Source organism: Vibrio sp. D404a (genome assembly GCF_030248535.1).
GTDB lineage: Bacteria > Pseudomonadota > Gammaproteobacteria > Enterobacterales > Vibrionaceae > Vibrio.
Genome location: NZ_JAHGAJ010000044.1, coordinates 86231 through 102563 on the forward strand (window position 1 = coordinate 86231; position 16333 = coordinate 102563).

Sequence of the window (16333 nt, forward strand, 5' to 3'; positions counted from 1 at the left end):
GTCTGCGTCTGTTGGTCAGCGCTTGAGTATAGAATAGAAGCTCACACGTAAAGCAACGTGTAGAAAGCGTAAAGAATCGTAAAGAGTGCAAATTGACGAATAGTTAGCAGTTATTATTTAGGTGTAAACAACACAACAAGGTTCTCCCTATGGCAAATATCCTCCTCATTGATGACGACACGGAACTGACCAGTCTATTGAAAGACATTCTAAGCTTTGAAGGCTTTACGGTAACCGAAGCCAACGACGGTTACGCTGGTCTTGAGGCTATCAATAGCGACATCGATCTTATCTTATTGGATGTGATGATGCCTAAGCTCAATGGGATGGAGACCCTTAAGAAACTGCGTGAGTCATGGGAGACCCCAGTACTAATGCTGACAGCGAAAGGTGAAGAGATTGATCGTGTGATCGGGCTTGAGCTTGGTGCCGATGACTATCTGCCAAAGCCATTCAGCGATCGTGAACTGCTGGCTCGTATCCGCGCCATTTTAAGGCGTACTCAGTCCAACACCAGCTCAGAGAAAGCGGCTACCAGCGACTGTATTCGTTATCAAGATCTTGTTGTCTACCCCGGTAAGCAAGAGGCTTATTGCAGTGAGAAGCTGCTTGATCTCACCACCACTGAATTCGCCCTGCTGAGCCACCTGATTCAAAACCCGGGACAAGTGATCACTAAAGAGTCTCTGAGCTTGGATGTTCTCGGAAAAAGATTAGCAGCCTTTGACCGTGCGATTGATATGCACATCTCTAACTTAAGAAAAAAGGTGCCTGAGCGTGTCGATGGCAAGGCTCGCATTAAAACTCTGCGTGGCCGCGGCTACTTATTGGTTGAGGAAGATTAATGCGCTTACCTAAAATCACCAGCTTATATGGACGTATCTTTGCGATCTTTTGGTTCACCATGTTACTGGTGCTTTTATCCGTGCTGTCTCTGCCACACCTAGACCCACGTGTGGCGCGCGAGGTTCCTACAGAACACTACGACAAACTCACTCGTATCGCTAAAGCGACAGAGAAGCGTTTTGCTGGTGAAGACAACCTTGGCAAGATTGTTTTTCAGCTTGAGGGGCCACCTCGTAGCCGCAAAGATTCTCGCCCGCGTATCTATCTCACTGACCTAGATGGCAGTGTGTTGACCACTAAGCGCCACTCGGACTATAAGGTCAAAGCGATCCGCAACTTTGTTACTACCATTGATAATCCAGAAGTGCCGAAGCAGAAGCTGTATGGGCACTACATGGTCGCAGGTCCGATTCCGGTGGTGCTCGCCAACGAAGACCTGATGATGTATGTCAGTGTTAAGTGGAACCAGCCACCACCTTTCCTATTAAGACTGTTCGATAAACCACTGCAGCTGCTCCTCGCAGTAATGCTGGCCAGTACCCCACTGTTACTGTGGCTTGCTTGGGCACTGAGCCAACCGGCTCGACGCCTCGAACGTGCGGCGCAGCGTGTGGCAAAAGGTGAGTTTGAGGTCGACCCTACACTTGAGAAAGGTACTTCCGAATTCCGCCAAGCTGGGGAGAGCTTCAACCAAATGGTAGAAGCGGTAAACCAGATGATTTCTGGACAACAACGACTGCTGTCCGACATCTCTCATGAACTGCGTTCACCCCTGACCCGACTGCGTATGGCCAATGCACTCGCTATTCGTAAACAGGGCGAAAGCCAAGAGTTAGAGCGTATCGATACAGAGGCTCAGCGACTAGAGCAGATGATCAGTGAACTACTGACACTGTCTCGAATGCAGGTCGACAGCCATATCACTCGCGAGATTCAACCGCTTTCAAGCCTGTGGGAAGAGATCTTAAAAGACGCGGAATTTGAAGCAGAGCAGATGAACAAGGCTCTCACCTTCTCTGAGATCCCAGATCGTTCGATCTCAGGCAACCCGAAGCTATTGATGAGCGCACTCGACAACATCATTCGTAATGCGATCTACTATGGTAAAGACACGGTCGATGTACAGATGAGCGTTAAGCAAGACGTGCTGACTCTTGAAGTTCATGACGATGGTGATGGCGTACCTGAGGCTGAATTAGAATCCATATTCCGCCCATTCTATCGTGTCTCAACCGCACGCGATCGCCACTCCGGCGGAACTGGGCTTGGGCTGACCATCACAGAAAGTGCGATTCGTCAGCACAGTGGTACCATTGTCGCGAGCCGCAGCCAGCTTGGTGGATTGCAGGTCAAAATCACACTGCCAATCGTGCCGCAATAATAACCTCACAAAGATCTAGTTGATAATGAGATCTATTATCATTAAGGTAAATCCTCTAATTAAGGAGGATTTACCATGTCACACACCTTTCCAGAACTACCTTACGCCTACGATGCCCTAGAGCCTTACATTGACGCAAAGACAATGGAGGTACACTACAGTAAGCACCATAAGACCTACTACGATAAGTTCATAGCGGCGATTGCTGGCACCGACTTAGAGCAGCAACCTCTAACCGAGATCTTTGCCAATATCTCAAAACACTCTCCGGCGGTACGTAACAATGGCGGTGGCTACTACAACCACATCCTATATTGGAACTGCATGTCTAAAGACGGCGGTGGTGAGCCAAGCGGCGATCTAGCCAAAGACATTCTTGCAACGTTTGGTGACTTAGAGAGCTTTAAAGATCAGTTCGCTCAAGCCGCTATCAACACCTTTGGCTCGGGTTTCGCTTGGCTTGTCGTGAAAGATGGTGCGCTAAAAATCGTCTCTACATCTAACCAAGATAACCCTTGGATGGACGCAGTAGATAGCCAAGGTGAGCCAATTCTAGCGCTCGACGTTTGGGAACACGCGTACTACATCAGCTACCAGAACCGCCGTCCTGACTACATTAATGCATGGTGGAATGTCGTGAACTGGGATGCCGTTGCAGAAAACTACGCACAGGCATTAGCAAACAAAGCGTAATCGTTCGGTGGCAACTGTACTCACTCAGCTTGCCACCGTATACTCAAGCTACTTTTTATCTATCCAGTGAACCAGTATGTTTGATATCGCGCTTTACGAACCTGAAATTGCACCTAACACAGGTAACATCATTCGCCTTTGTGCTAACTGTGGTGCCAACCTGCATCTGATTGAGCCACTCGGTTTTGATTTAGAAGAGAAGAAAGTTCGCCGCGCGGGTTTGGACTACCACGATTTGGCTCGTGTGAAGCGCCATAAGAACCTAGAGGCCTTTCTAGAGTACCTAGAGAATGAACGCGAGGGTGACTTCCGTATTTTTGCGTGTACCACCAAGACCACTGGCCATCACGTGGATGCGAAGTTTCAACAAGGTGACGTATTGATGTTTGGCCCTGAAACTCGCGGCCTGCCTGCCGATCTGATTGAAAGCATGCCGATGGAGCAGCGTATCCGCATTCCAATGATGCCGGACGCGCGTAGCCTCAACCTATCCAATGCCGTTGCGATTATCGCGTTTGAAGCGTGGCGACAAATGGGCTTTGAAGGCGCGGTTTAAGCCAACTTACTCTTAAAAAATAACTAAAATCTTCATAGACAACCGGGATCTTCAAAGACAACCGGCTCTCACAGACAATAAAAAAGGCTCTCTCCTTTTGTTCTAATAAAGAATAAAGGAGAGAGCCTTTTTGATGGTGAGGTAGCAATTAGTTCAAGCGGTTACGATCGTTGTTATCGTCATCTTTCTTCTCAAACTCGCCCTCAAAGGTGTTACCGCCCTTGGATTGGTTAAATGGGTCTTCACCGAATGGACTTTGACCAAAGCCAGCGTGACCACCGGCATGGAAACCACCTGACACATTCTTCACGACCATTTTTTCCATAAGCTTTTTCGCAATCGCGGCGCGCGGTGCTGGCAGTAGCACCAACATACCCAGCGCATCGGTCATAAAGCCCGGAGTTAACAACAGCACACCTGCCACCGCAAGCATCACACCTTCAAGAATTTGTTGTGCAGGCATTTCACCTTGCTGCAGACGGCCTTGAACCGACATTAAGGTTTGAATCCCTTGGCTGCGAACCAATGACGCACCGACAAATGCCGTCACTAGCACCAAGGCGATTGTTGGCCACAATCCTAAGAAGCCACCAACTTGAATAAATAAGCCGATCTCGATGATAGGCACAAAGATAAACAGTAATAATAAGATAGGAAACACAAGCCCTCCTTTGTTGTGTTCAGTGTACGTTGAAAGCTCTCACGAACTCAAATTTATCCTGTAAATAAGCGTGTCTCACACTCAAAAAATTGTTTGCACAAGATTGACGAAACAAAAGCAAAAAAGGTGATCAACTTACTATTTTTATGCGCTAGGTACAGTATTATGTGCCACATAAGTCAGGACGGATTTATCAGCCCAAAATTCTAGCGAACGGAGTTTCGCCTAAAGAATAGGCTAATAACTAACTATATTATCAGAATAATTCTCTAAGGATCCTGTTATGGCTACTCAATCTAAAGCTCCTGTTGAAGCTCCACAAGCCACTCGTCTCGAAGAAGATCTATTAGGTCAACGTCATGTTCCGGCAGATGCTTACTACGGCATCCACACTCTACGCGCTATCGAAAACTTTAACATCTCAAATGTAACTATCTCAGACGTGCCTGAATTTGTGCGCGGCATGGTGATGACTAAGAAGGCTGCCGCTTTAGCAAACAAAGAGTTAGGTGTAATTCCTAGCGAAGTAGCGAAGCACATCATTGCAGCGTGTGACCTTATCCTTGAAACCGGTAAGTGCATGGACCAATTCCCTTCAGACGTTTTCCAAGGCGGTGCGGGTACCTCTGTAAACATGAACGCGAACGAAGTGGTTGCGAACGTTGCTCTTGAATTGATGGGCAAAGAGAAAGGCCAGTACGAGTTCATTAACCCGAATGACCATGTAAACAAGAGCCAATCAACAAACTGTGCATACCCAACAGGTTTCCGTATCTCTGTGTTCAACAGCGTACGTAAACTTATCGATGCTATCGAGTACCTGAAAGGTGCATTCGAGCTTAAGAGCCAAGAGTTCAACACGGTTCTAAAAATGGGTCGTACTCAACTGCAAGATGCAGTGCCAATGACTGTGGGCCAAGAGTTCCACGCGTGGGCAGTAACGATCAACGAAGAGATCAAAAACCTAGAGTACACCTCTAAGCTTCTTCTTGAAGTTAACCTAGGTGCAACGGCGATCGGTACTGGTCTAAACGCGGCACAAGGCTACCAAGAGCTAGCAGTTAAACACCTTGCAGAAGTAACGGGCCTAGAAGTTTCTCCAGCTGAAGACCTAATCGAAGCAACGTCAGACTGTGGTGCATACGTAATGACTCACGGTGCGTTGAAGCGTCTAGCGGTGAAACTGTCTAAGATCTGTAACGACCTACGTCTACTTTCTTCTGGTCCACGTGCGGGTCTGAATGAGCTGAACCTTCCTGAGCTTCAAGCGGGTTCTTCAATCATGCCAGCTAAAGTAAACCCTGTTGTTCCAGAAGTGGTAAACCAAGTGTGCTTTAAAGTACTTGGCAACGACAACACGGTTTCTTTCGCAGCAGAAGGTGGTCAGCTACAGCTGAACGTAATGGAACCAGTCATTGCACAGAGCATGTTTGAGTCTCTAGATATTCTAACCAATGCTTGTGTGAACCTACGCGACAAGTGTGTAGATGGCATCACAGTGAATAAGGAAGTGTGTGAAGCGCACGTATTCAACTCAATCGGTATCGTGACTTACCTAAACCCATACATTGGCCACCACGAAGGTGACATCGTTGGTAAGATTTGTGCAGAAACCGGTAAGAGCGTTCGCGACGTCGTTCTAGAGCGTGGTCTACTGACTGAAGAAGAACTTGATGACATTTTCTCAGTTGAAAACTTGATGCGTCCTCAGTATAAAGGCAAGCGCTACGAGTAAGTATTGAAAACAGGGCTCCAAACGGAGCCCTTTTTTAGGCTTTGAACTGATTAACCACAAAATATTGATGGTTTTATCACAGAGCTCAATCTCTCGGTGAGTTTTAGCCATAGGTTCTATTATTTGAACACTCAGTGGCGAGTTTTCAGATAATAAAATCTACAAATGAGGTGTTACTATGATTGCAGTAGAACTGTTCGTTGTCCTACTCTTTATCTTTTTAGGGGCCAGAATTGGCGGTATTGGTATCGGCTTTGCCGGTGGTGCCGGTGTTATCGCACTGTCGCTAATCTTAGGCGTTCCAACCAGCCAATCTTTTATCCCAATTGACGTTATCCTGATCATCATGTCAGTTATCACTGCGATTGCAGCAATGCAGGTTGCAGGTGGTATGGACTGGTTGGTTCAGATTGCAGAAAACTTTTTACGCAAACATCCTGAACGCATTACCTTTTATGCACCTATCGTGACGTTCTTGATGACACTGATGGCCGGTACGGGTCACACAGCGTTCTCTACCCTTCCTGTTATCGCTGAAGTAGCAAAAGGCCAAGGTGTTCGTCCATCTCGTCCACTGTCTATTGCGGTTGTTGCTTCTCAGATTGCGATCACGGCATCACCAATCTCAGCAGCCGTTGTCGCGTTCGCAGCAATGCTTGCGCCGTTCGGTGTTGACTACCTAACGCTACTGATGGTTTGTATCCCTACAACCTTCATCGCTTGTATGGTTGGCGCAGTCGTTGCGAACTACATGGGCAGCGAGCTCAAAGACGATCCTGTTTACCAAGAGCGTCTAGAGAAAGGTCTCATCAAGCTAGCAACAGAAGAGAAGCGTGAAATCCTTCCAACTGCGAAGAAAGCGACTTACATCTTCCTAGCGGCGATTGGTTTCGTGGTGTGCTACGCAGCGGCTATCTCTAGCTCTGTTGGCTTAATCGAGAACCCAGCACTGGGCCGTAACGAAGCGATCATGTCGGTGATGCTGGCAGCAGCAGCGGCAATCGTTCTGTTCACTAAAATTGATGCAGCGAAGATCTCTTCAGCGCCAACGTTCCGTTCTGGTATGACTGCATGTGTCTGTGTACTAGGTGTAGCTTGGTTAGGTTCAACGTTTGTAAACGCACACGTTGCTGAAATCAAAGACGTTGCAGGCGCGCTACTGGCTGACTACCCATGGATGCTGGCACTGGTTCTGTTCTTCGCTTCTATGCTGCTTTACTCTCAAGGTGCAACAACGGTTGCGCTAATGCCAGCAGCTCTTGCGATTGGCGTAGCACCACTGACAGCCGTTGCTTCATTTGCTGCGGTAAGTGCACTGTTTGTACTTCCAACTTACCCAACGCTATTGGCAGCGGTTGAGATGGATGACACGGGCTCAACGCGTATCGGTAACTTGGTATTCAACCACCCATTCTTCATTCCGGGTGTGGTGACTATTGGTACTGCTGTTGCTCTTGGCTTCGGTTTCGGTGGTTTATTCATTTAATCACACCCAATCGTTGATGAATTGAAAGAGGGCCTTGGTGCCCTCTTTTTTGTTTTCCGTTCAAATTCGAGACATTCCAAACCAAGGCTTTACACTTCATTCGCAACATTTTGAAACTTTCTGGTCAGAGTTTCGGTCTGATTGAGTTAAAATCGCTGTTAACTTAATCAAGACGATCTCATTTATGCGTGTATATCTCACTCTGCTATTTGTTGGGCTACTTTCTGTCTCCACCTCAGCCCTTGCGCTCTTTGGTAATAATGACCAAGGCCTAGAACTCAATGCCGGTAGCAATACCTTTGTTCCGGTTGATCAAGCTTTCCCTTTTAATTATTACCAGCAAGACGACAAGATCTTAATCGACTGGCAAGTTAAAGAGGGCTACTACCTCTATCAACACAGTCTTGATTTTACTGGACAAAACCTCGCTATCGGCCCAGTAGAGATGGAGGACGGACAACCACATCAAGACGAATTCTTTGGTGAGGTGAGCATTTATACTCAGCCGTTGTTTGTGCAGGTCCCACTACAGAGCTACCAAGACGGTTCTCAGCTGGTTGTTAAGTATCAAGGCTGTGCCAAAGCCGGTTTTTGTTACCCACCTGAAATTCGCGTCTTAGATATCGAGCCATTTACGCCGTCAGCAAATGCAGCTGAAGGGGCGACTGAGCAAGGTATCTCTTCAAACTCCGCGACATCAGAGCCTGTGACATCAGAACCGACGCTATCTGAACATAGCGTAGAAGAGCGCAACACAACTCCAGCCTCAAAAGAAGCAGGGCTTGCTGAACAGTTAGGTGACAGTTGGTGGACACCGCTTCTATTCCTGGCCTTAGGTGTTGGCCTCGCCTTCACGCCATGTGTCCTGCCTATGTACCCGATTCTAACAGGCATTGTGTTGGGCGGTGGTAAACTAAGCCAAGGCCGAGCGCTGATGCTGTCGTTTATCTATGTGCAAGGTATGGCGCTTACCTACACCCTGCTTGGTCTTGTGGTCGCATCCGCGGGTATGCAGTTCCAAGCGGCGATGCAGCACCCTTATGTACTGATTGGCTTAAGTATTCTATTCGTGGCATTGGCACTGTCGATGTTTGGCGTCTACAACCTTCAACTTCCAAGCAGTGTTCAGACTTGGCTCAATAACCAGAGCAACAAGCAGCAAGGTGGCAATACTCTAGGTGTGTTTGCGATGGGTGCGATCTCTGGCTTGGTGTGCTCACCATGTACTACGGCGCCGCTATCTGGTGCTCTACTTTACGTGGCACAAAGTGGCGATCTGTTTACGGGTGGTATTGCTCTGTATGCGTTGGCAATGGGCATGGGTATCCCACTGATGCTAGTCGCCGTATTCGGCAATAAGTTGCTGCCGAAAGCAGGCAGCTGGATGGACAAAGTCAAAATCGTGTTTGGCTTTATTCTACTGGCAGCACCTATCTTCCTATTGGAGCGCATTCTTCCTGAGTTTTGGGCAACGGTATTGTGGTCAGCACTGGGTTTTGTGGCCTTTGGTTGGCTATATCACAGCAAAAATTCCCTACCATTCGGTGGTTGGAAACAGAGTGCAGTCGGCATCATTGCCATGCTTGGACTGTTCGCATCGGCTCAACCGGCTCTGAATTACTGGTTTGCAGAAAAGAGTGCTGAGCAGACTGCTCAAATTGAATTTGCTCGTATCAATACCGTAGAAGAACTTGAGATCCAGTTAATAGAGGCGAAGAAGTTAGGCAAACCGGTGATGCTCGATTTCTATGCTGACTGGTGTGTCGCGTGTAAAGAATTTGAAAAGTACACCTTCCACCAAGCCGATGTTGAGAACAAGCTGTCCAACTTTGTGTTGCTTCAAGCAGACGTGACGCGAAACATGCCACAAGATATTGAACTGCTTAAACAAATGCAGGTCCTTGGTTTACCAACCATTGAATTCTGGGATGGTGAGGGTAACCATGTTCCAAATGCTCGTGTGACTGGTTTTATGAACGCTGAAACCTTCCTGCAGCACATGCAGAGCCACCAGCTGTAACGCGTTTTACCCATAAATAATCAGCCGCGGTTTATTTCTCAAATGAGGAGTAAAGCGCGGCTTTTGTGTTTTTATAAATGCTTTCGACATCCGCCTCTCAGCAAAAGTGGATATGCTTCAGACTTTTAGTGCATAAATATTGTCCGCATAGTCAATCGGGACAATAATAAATGTTAACTAAATTGTTAAAAGTATGAACGTCATGGACTCGACCTACACCATCATCATTGCTGATGACCACCCTCTGTTTCGTAACGCCTTGTTTCAGTCAGTGCACATGGCGATCAGTGGCGCGAACCTTCTCGAAGCCGACTCTCTGGACGCTTTGTTAACACTTCTCAAAAAAGAAGACGAGCCAGATCTGCTGCTGCTCGACCTCAAGATGCCGGGTGCCAATGGCATGTCTGGCCTTATTCAGCTGCGCGCCGAGTATCCAGACTTACCGATCGTGGTTATCTCTGCCAGTGAAGATGCGAGCGTGGTGACGCAAGTGAAGAGCCATGGTGCGTTTGGCTTTATTCCAAAGTCGAGTGATATGCGTGAGTTGGTGAGTGCATTGAATCAGGTCTTAAATGGCGACCCGTTCTTCCCAGAAGGCTTAATCACCAATAACGCAGCTTGTAGTGATCTAGCGGAGAAAATTGCGACTCTAACACCACAACAATACAAGGTATTAGGCATGCTTTCCGACGGCCTGCTGAATAAGCAGATTGCCTATGAATTGAATGTCTCGGAAGCGACCATCAAGGCACACATGACGGCCATCTTCCGTAAACTGGACGTGAAAAATAGAACTCAAGCAGTGATCTTGCTGCAAGAGGTTCACAATTAAGCGTCACTTATATCCTCTTCTAAAGTCGTCTTAGGCAAACATAAACCCAGCTTGACGACTTTATGATCCTCTATCTCCGCAACCACCCAATTGATGTCATGCCACTCAAAGCTATCACCCAATACAGGGTGAGGACCAAGTTCGCGTTCCGCTAATTGTTTGAGTGTCATCTCTCGCTCTTCTTCAGAACCCAACTCAATGCCATAACAGTCACTCACAGCAGCAATCGACAAGCCAACCTCAAGGAAGAAATCACCAAAGAATCGCGCAGCTTCTTCAGCCTCGGGCGCTTCACTGAACAACTCACTTAAGCTGTCTAAATCTTTGTCTTGACCGAGCACACAAAGAATATCGTTCGCCTCTAATACTGTGCTACCCGACGGGTGCAGCAAGGCATCTTGTCGAAACAGTGCCGTAATGCGTGTGCCTTCCGGCATCGATAAGCGCTTAAGCGGCTCACCGACACACCACTTCTCTTCTTTGAGCTTGTAGACAAACATCTCCCACTCACTGGTCGGGTAGATCTCGATACCAGTACGTGAAACCGGTGTCGGCGTTGGCGGTAAGGTAACTTGCGCCAGCCTCGCAACTTTCATCAAGCTGCCACCTTGAACAACCAGCGACACCATAACCACGAAGAAGGCGATGTTAAAATACAGCTGAGCATTAGGCAGACCCGCCATCATCGGGAACACCGCCAAAATGATCGGCACCGCACCACGCAAGCCAACCCAAGAAACAAACCAGCGCTCCTTGGTGGTAAAGCTTCGAAACGGCAGCAGACCTAACCAAACCGACAACGGGCGCGCAAACAGAATCATACCGAAAGCCAATGCCAATGCAGGCAGTGCAATATCCATCAATGTCGATGGTGTGACCAATAAACCCAGCACCAAGAACATCACGATTTGACTTAACCAAGTCATGCCATCAAGAACATTAAGAATCGAATGTCGAGAACGCGTTGGACGGTTACCAATAAACAAACCCACTAAGTAAATCGATAAGATGCCACTGCCGCCAAGCATGTTAGAGAAAGCAAACAGAGCTACACCGCCGCTGAGTACAAGAATCGAATAAAGACCATCAGCCAGTTGTACTCGATTGATAAGGCTCCATAGAACCCAACCGCCACCAAGGCCGATAAGGGTGCCGACACCAAACTGCATCGCGAAGCTTTTCAGCAGGAAGTTCATGCCCATCTCAGCATCTGGGGTGCCAAGTAGCGCAATTAAGGTGACCGTTAAGAAGACCGCCATTGGGTCATTGGTCCCCGACTCTATCTCTAAGGTTGAGCCAACGCGCTCGTTGAGACTCTGCCCTTTAAGTAGAGAAAACACCGCTGCGGCATCGGTCGAGCCCACAATCGCCCCAACCAAAATACCCTGCATCAGTGACAGGTCGAATAGCCAAGCCGCCATTAAGCCCGTAAGAGTGGCGGTACAGGCTACGCCGATTGTGGCTAACGAAAGCGATGGCCAAAATGCGACTTTGAAGCTCGCTACCTTAGTGCGCATCCCCCCATCAAGCAGGATCACGGCAAGCGCTAAATTACTCACCAAGTAGGTTAATGAATGATCATCAAAATTGATGCCACCAGGACCATCTTCGCCCGCCAACATGCCAACGAACAAAAAGATCAGAAGAATCGGAACACCCAATCGTGAGGACACTTGTGAGAAAAGTACACTGATGGCGATAAGCACCGCACCAGTCAAAAATAAGTGATTGATAGTTATTGCGTCCAATTCATTCCCCCAAAGAATAAAACTCATAATTTAAGCATGTCGAGTTTCTGCTATTAAGCAAGAAAAGAGCCCTAAAAGCAGCGTAATTACTATAACAAACTTATATTTACCTGAGTGTCATAAACAGGACTAAATACTGATTCTCTGTCACTTAGTTGTTAAATTTTATTACTTACCCACTAATTCCCCCCTGTTTGTTAGACCTTTGGCTAATTTAACAACATTGCAACATCACACTTTTAGGCTGAGGTGAGCTGTAATCCCCATAAAACAAAGACTTCCTACTCTTTTTTCCCCGACTAAAGTTGCACAGATTCCTTGACTTCTCCTTGCTATATTTCAAATCGTAACATTACGTTAACACAACAACATTCTACGGAATCGTAATAAAGGAGAAGGCAATGGCGTTCGAATCAACAGAACATGCTCAAGCCTATTGGAAAGAAAACTTGGGAATTATGGGGACTCTGCTGGCCATCTGGTTTGCAGTGTCTTATGGCGCTGGCATCTTATTTGTCGATGCGCTTAACACCGTACAACTGGGCGGTTTCAAGCTAGGGTTTTGGTTCGCTCAACAAGGGTCGATCTACACCTTTGTCGCCTTAATCTTTGTTTACGTAGTGCGTATGAATGCGCTCGACAAGAAATACAACGTACAGGAAGACTAGAGGTTTAGAACATGGATATTCAAACTTGGACGTTTATTCTCGTCGGCATCACTTTTGCACTCTACATCGGTATTGCTATCTGGGCTCGTGCTGGCTCAACCAGTGAGTTCTACGTTGCAGGCGGTGGTGTACACCCAGTAGCAAACGGCATGGCAACAGCCGCGGACTGGATGTCAGCAGCATCATTCATCTCAATGGCAGGTATCATCTCATTCGTTGGTTACGACGGTGCAGTATATCTAATGGGTTGGACAGGTGGTTATGTACTACTTGCACTCTGTTTAGCACCTTACCTACGTAAGTTCGGTCAGTTTACGGTTCCTGATTTCATCGGTGAGCGTTACTACTCAAAAACGGCGCGTATGGTAGCGGTATTCTGTGCAATCTTCGTATCATTCACGTACGTTGCAGGCCAGATGCGTGGTGTGGGCGTTGTATTCTCACGTTTCCTAGAGGTTGATATTAACCTAGGTATCATCATCGGTATGGGTATTGTGTTCTTCTACGCAGTACTTGGTGGCATGAAAGGCATCACTTATACGCAGGTAGCTCAATTCTGTGTCCTCATTTTCGCTTTCCTTGTGCCAGCTATCTTTACCTCAATCATGATGACAGGTAACCCGCTTCCACAAATCGGTATGGGTTCAACGATTTCAGGAACGGACGTTTACCTGCTCGATAAACTGGATGGGTTAACCGAAGAGCTCGGATTTACCGCCTATACCGAAGGTAATAAGAGCATGGTGGATGTATTCTTCATCTGTGCTGCTCTAATGGTGGGTACTGCGGGTCTTCCACACGTAATCATCCGTTTCTTCACGGTACCAAAAGTACGTGATGCTCGTATCTCAGCGGGTTGGGCACTACTGTTCATCTCACTACTTTACACAACAGCACCAGGTGTAGCCGCGTTTGCTCGTGTAAACATGATTGAGACAATCAACGGTCCTGACATGCAAGGTGTTCCTGCAGCAGAAGCACCAAGCTGGTACAAAAACTGGGAAAGCACTGGTCTAGTGGGTTGGGAAGATAAGAACGGCGATGGCAAGATGTTCTACTCGGGCGATGAGCGCAACGAGATGAAGATCAACCGTGACATCATCGTACTGGCTTCTCCAGAGCTAGCAAAACTACCAAACTGGGTTGTAGCACTACTGGCAGCCGGTGGCCTTGCAGCCGCACTATCAACAGCCGCTGGTCTACTATTGGTAATCTCAACATCCATCTCGCATGACTTGTTGAAGAAAGGCTTTAGACCGAACATGACCGACAAGCAGGAGCTATTAGCCGCTCGTCTGGCAGCCATGGTCGCGATTATTGGTGCAGGTTACTTGGGTATTAACCCACCAGGCTTCGTAGCGCAGGTAGTAGCGTTTGCCTTCGGCTTAGCCGCAGCGTCCTTCTTCCCAGCGATTATCCTAGGTATCTTCTACAAGAAGATGAACAAGGAGGGTGCGATTGCAGGTATGTTGGCAGGTATTCTATTTACCGCGTCATACATCATCTACTTCAAGTTCATCAACCCAGCAGCAAGTACACCAGATAACTGGTGGTTCGGTATCAGCCCAGAGGGCATCGGTACGCTAGGTATGTGTCTGAACTTCGTAGTGTCTATCGCGGTGAACAAGGTGACAGCTGAAGTACCACAAGACGTACAAGAGATGGTTGAGAACATCCGTTACCCTAAAGGTGCAGGTGCAGCTCACGACCACTAAGCCACAAGGCTTAAAACATAAAATGAACCAGTGCTTACATTGTAGGGATTAGGTACTGATTCTCAGAAAGCCGATACATCATGTATCGGCTTTTTCTTTTTGTCCCGCCATTTATGAAAAGAAAGGGTTGTTTTTAAAATCTCATTTGATAATAATTATCATTAACATCTAATTAACGATGGCGAGAGATTGATGCAGGAACAGCAACTTATCTATTCAACTTTTTACAAAGCGCAAGACCGCTTTCTGGCTCCCGATGTGATTGAGGGATATGAGCCCAGCACAGTACAAAGCTACATTGACTGCAGTCTAGAGCTTGCGCTTCAGTATGAAAAAGATAGTGATCATGAAAACATCTTACTGTGCGAACTGTTCCTTCGTCAGTTGTTCTTCCATCTTATCGAGGCAATCGAATCCCCTAAACGCAGTCTGACATTTCGCCGTATCTGTCTTGATTCGATCCATACCCCTTTGTTTTGCCTCAAGCGTCATTACTACCAACAACCTAACGGTAAACAGAAGTATTTACCGCTCCAACAAACCCTACAACAAGTCCAAGCTCCACTTGGCTAACAAGGATCCAGCATGACCCAAGAATTTCGAATCGAAAAAGACAGCATGGGTGAAGTAAAAGTGCCAGCCAATGCACTTTACCAAGCACAAACCCAGCGCGCCGCTGATAACTTCTCTTTCAGTTCGCACACGATGCCTGCCAGCTTCATTCAAGCACTGGCTTTCATCAAACAAGCAGCCGCTAACACCAATGCACAATTGGGTCATCTTGAGGGCGATATTGCTCATGCCATTATCGATGCCAGTCAAGAGATCATCGATGGCCAACACCTTGAACAGTTCCCTGTCGATGTCTATCAAACCGGTTCAGGCACCAGCTCGAATATGAATGCCAATGAAGTGATCGCCACTTTGGCTTCACGCGCACTGCAAGGGGATGTTAGCCCGAACGACCACGTGAACATGGGCCAGAGCAGCAACGATGTGGTACCGACAGCAATCCAAGTCAGCGTGGCATTAACGGTAGAGAAGCAGCTACTGCCAGCACTTGCACACCTATCAGATGTGTTAGCCACTAAACAGATGCAGGTTGCCGATGTGGTCAAGACAGGTCGCACTCACCTAATGGATGCCATGCCAATCACTCTCGCTCAAGAGTTAGGTGGTTGGAAATTCCAAATTGACCATGCAAAACAAGGTATTGAGTTGAGCTTGGAGGCGGTAAAAGCACTCGCTCAGGGTGGAACAGCGGTCGGAACCGGGATCAATGCCGATCCGCGATTTGCAGATGCCTTCGCGCACAACCTATCTCAAACAACGAAATTGCAATTTAGTTCGAGCGAAAACTTCTTCTTTAATCTCAGCAGCCAAGATGCGATCGTTGCCCTATCTGGACAGCTTAAAACCGCAGCAGTTGCGATCATGAAGATCGCAAACGATCTTCGCTGGATGAACTCTGGCCCACTGGCTGGCCTTGGTGAAATTGAACTGCAGGCGCTTCAACCAGGCTCTTCTATCATGCCAGGCAAAGTAAACCCTGTGATCCCAGAAGCAGCAGCAATGGCGGCAGCGCAAGTGATTGGTAACGACACCACCATCACAGTCGCAGGTCAATCTGGCAACTTCCAACTCAATGTGATGCTACCTGTCATTGCACACAATGTGCTTGAGAGCATCGAACTACTGAGCAACGGCTCGGTGGCACTGGCAGATAAAGCCGTATCTACCTTCACCGTTCGTCAAGATAACCTTGATGAAGCCCTCGCGAAGAACCCGATTCTAGTGACGGCACTCAACCCAGTTATTGGTTACCTAAAAGCCGCAGACATCGCCAAAAAGGCGTACAAAGAAGGCCTGCCAATCTTAGATGTAGCAGAACGTGAAACCGACATCCCACGTGAAGAGCTAGCAAGCTTATTGAACCCAAGTCAGCTGACTAAAGGCGGAATTGCCGGCTAATCAAGCCCAATAAAAAAGCGA

The 16333-nt window shown here is 47.5% G+C and carries 14 protein-coding genes; 12 read left to right on the plus strand and 2 right to left on the minus strand.

Annotation, left to right across the window (positions count from 1 at the left end):
* The first annotated feature begins 149 nt into the window (after nucleotides 1-149).
* The 4 genes from KI655_RS21975 to trmL all read left to right on the plus strand — a co-directional run bounded on the left by KI655_RS21975 (nucleotide 150) and on the right by trmL (nucleotide 3476).
* A complete protein-coding gene (locus KI655_RS21975; RefSeq protein ID WP_285408675.1) occupies nucleotides 150-845 on the plus strand; it encodes a response regulator in 696 nt (231 codons plus the stop codon).
* The gene (gene cpxA / locus KI655_RS21980; protein WP_285408677.1) at nucleotides 845-2227 is read left to right on the plus strand and encodes an envelope stress sensor histidine kinase CpxA; all 1383 of its coding nucleotides are present in this window, start codon (nucleotides 845-847) and stop codon (nucleotides 2225-2227) included. The genes KI655_RS21975 and cpxA overlap by 1 nt, the downstream gene beginning before the upstream one ends.
* A 75-nt stretch (nucleotides 2228-2302) precedes the next feature.
* Nucleotides 2303-2920 carry a superoxide dismutase gene (locus KI655_RS21985; RefSeq protein WP_285408679.1) on the plus strand — a complete coding sequence of 206 codons (618 nt, stop codon included), beginning with the start codon at nucleotides 2303-2305 and terminating at the stop codon, nucleotides 2918-2920.
* Between the two features lie 76 nt (nucleotides 2921-2996).
* On the plus strand, nucleotides 2997-3476 hold the full coding sequence (trmL, locus tag KI655_RS21990; RefSeq protein WP_285408681.1) for a tRNA (uridine(34)/cytosine(34)/5-carboxymethylaminomethyluridine(34)-2'-O)-methyltransferase TrmL: 480 nt from the start codon (nucleotides 2997-2999) through the stop codon (nucleotides 3474-3476).
* 148 nt (nucleotides 3477-3624) lie between these two features.
* On the opposite strand, the gene KI655_RS21995 is transcribed toward trmL, so the two are convergent.
* A complete protein-coding gene (locus tag KI655_RS21995; RefSeq protein WP_285408683.1) occupies nucleotides 3625-4137 on the minus strand; it encodes an FxsA family protein in 513 nt (170 codons plus the stop codon).
* Nucleotides 4138-4420: 283 nt separating this feature from the next.
* Between KI655_RS21995 and aspA the strand changes: the two genes are divergently transcribed.
* From aspA to KI655_RS22015, 4 genes are all read left to right on the plus strand, one after another.
* On the plus strand, nucleotides 4421-5872 hold the full coding sequence (aspA, locus tag KI655_RS22000; protein WP_285408685.1) for an aspartate ammonia-lyase: 1452 nt from the start codon (nucleotides 4421-4423) through the stop codon (nucleotides 5870-5872).
* A 178-nt stretch (nucleotides 5873-6050) separates the two neighbouring features.
* Complete coding sequence (locus tag KI655_RS22005) at nucleotides 6051-7358, plus strand: anaerobic C4-dicarboxylate transporter (RefSeq protein ID WP_285408686.1); 1308 nt, start codon at nucleotides 6051-6053, stop codon at nucleotides 7356-7358.
* Nucleotides 7359-7542: 184 nt separating this feature from the next.
* A complete protein-coding gene (locus KI655_RS22010; RefSeq protein ID WP_285408688.1) occupies nucleotides 7543-9378 on the plus strand; it encodes a protein-disulfide reductase DsbD in 1836 nt (611 codons plus the stop codon).
* Between the two features lie 202 nt (nucleotides 9379-9580).
* On the plus strand, nucleotides 9581-10210 hold the full coding sequence (locus KI655_RS22015) for a response regulator transcription factor (RefSeq protein ID WP_076655813.1): 630 nt from the start codon (nucleotides 9581-9583) through the stop codon (nucleotides 10208-10210).
* On the opposite strand, the gene KI655_RS22020 is transcribed toward KI655_RS22015, so the two are convergent.
* On the minus strand, nucleotides 10207-11958 hold the full coding sequence (locus KI655_RS22020) for a potassium/proton antiporter (protein ID WP_285408689.1): 1752 nt from the start codon (nucleotides 11956-11958) through the stop codon (nucleotides 10207-10209). The genes KI655_RS22015 and KI655_RS22020 overlap by 4 nt on opposite strands.
* A 401-nt stretch (nucleotides 11959-12359) precedes the next feature.
* Between KI655_RS22020 and KI655_RS22025 the strand changes: the two genes are divergently transcribed.
* The 4 genes from KI655_RS22025 (at nucleotide 12360) to KI655_RS22040 (ending at nucleotide 16312) form a co-directional block, all read left to right on the plus strand.
* The gene (locus KI655_RS22025; protein WP_032549944.1) at nucleotides 12360-12626 is read left to right on the plus strand and encodes a DUF4212 domain-containing protein; all 267 of its coding nucleotides are present in this window, start codon (nucleotides 12360-12362) and stop codon (nucleotides 12624-12626) included.
* An 11-nt stretch (nucleotides 12627-12637) separates the two neighbouring features.
* The gene (locus KI655_RS22030; protein WP_032549943.1) at nucleotides 12638-14341 is read left to right on the plus strand and encodes a sodium:solute symporter family protein; all 1704 of its coding nucleotides are present in this window, start codon (nucleotides 12638-12640) and stop codon (nucleotides 14339-14341) included.
* A gap of 192 nt (nucleotides 14342-14533) precedes the next feature.
* On the plus strand, nucleotides 14534-14914 hold the full coding sequence (locus KI655_RS22035; RefSeq protein WP_285408690.1) for a hypothetical protein: 381 nt from the start codon (nucleotides 14534-14536) through the stop codon (nucleotides 14912-14914).
* A gap of 12 nt (nucleotides 14915-14926) precedes the next feature.
* Nucleotides 14927-16312, plus strand: a complete 1386-nt coding sequence (locus KI655_RS22040) for a lyase family protein (protein ID WP_285408691.1) — start codon at nucleotides 14927-14929, stop codon at nucleotides 16310-16312.
* Nucleotides 16313-16333: the final 21 nt, after the last annotated feature.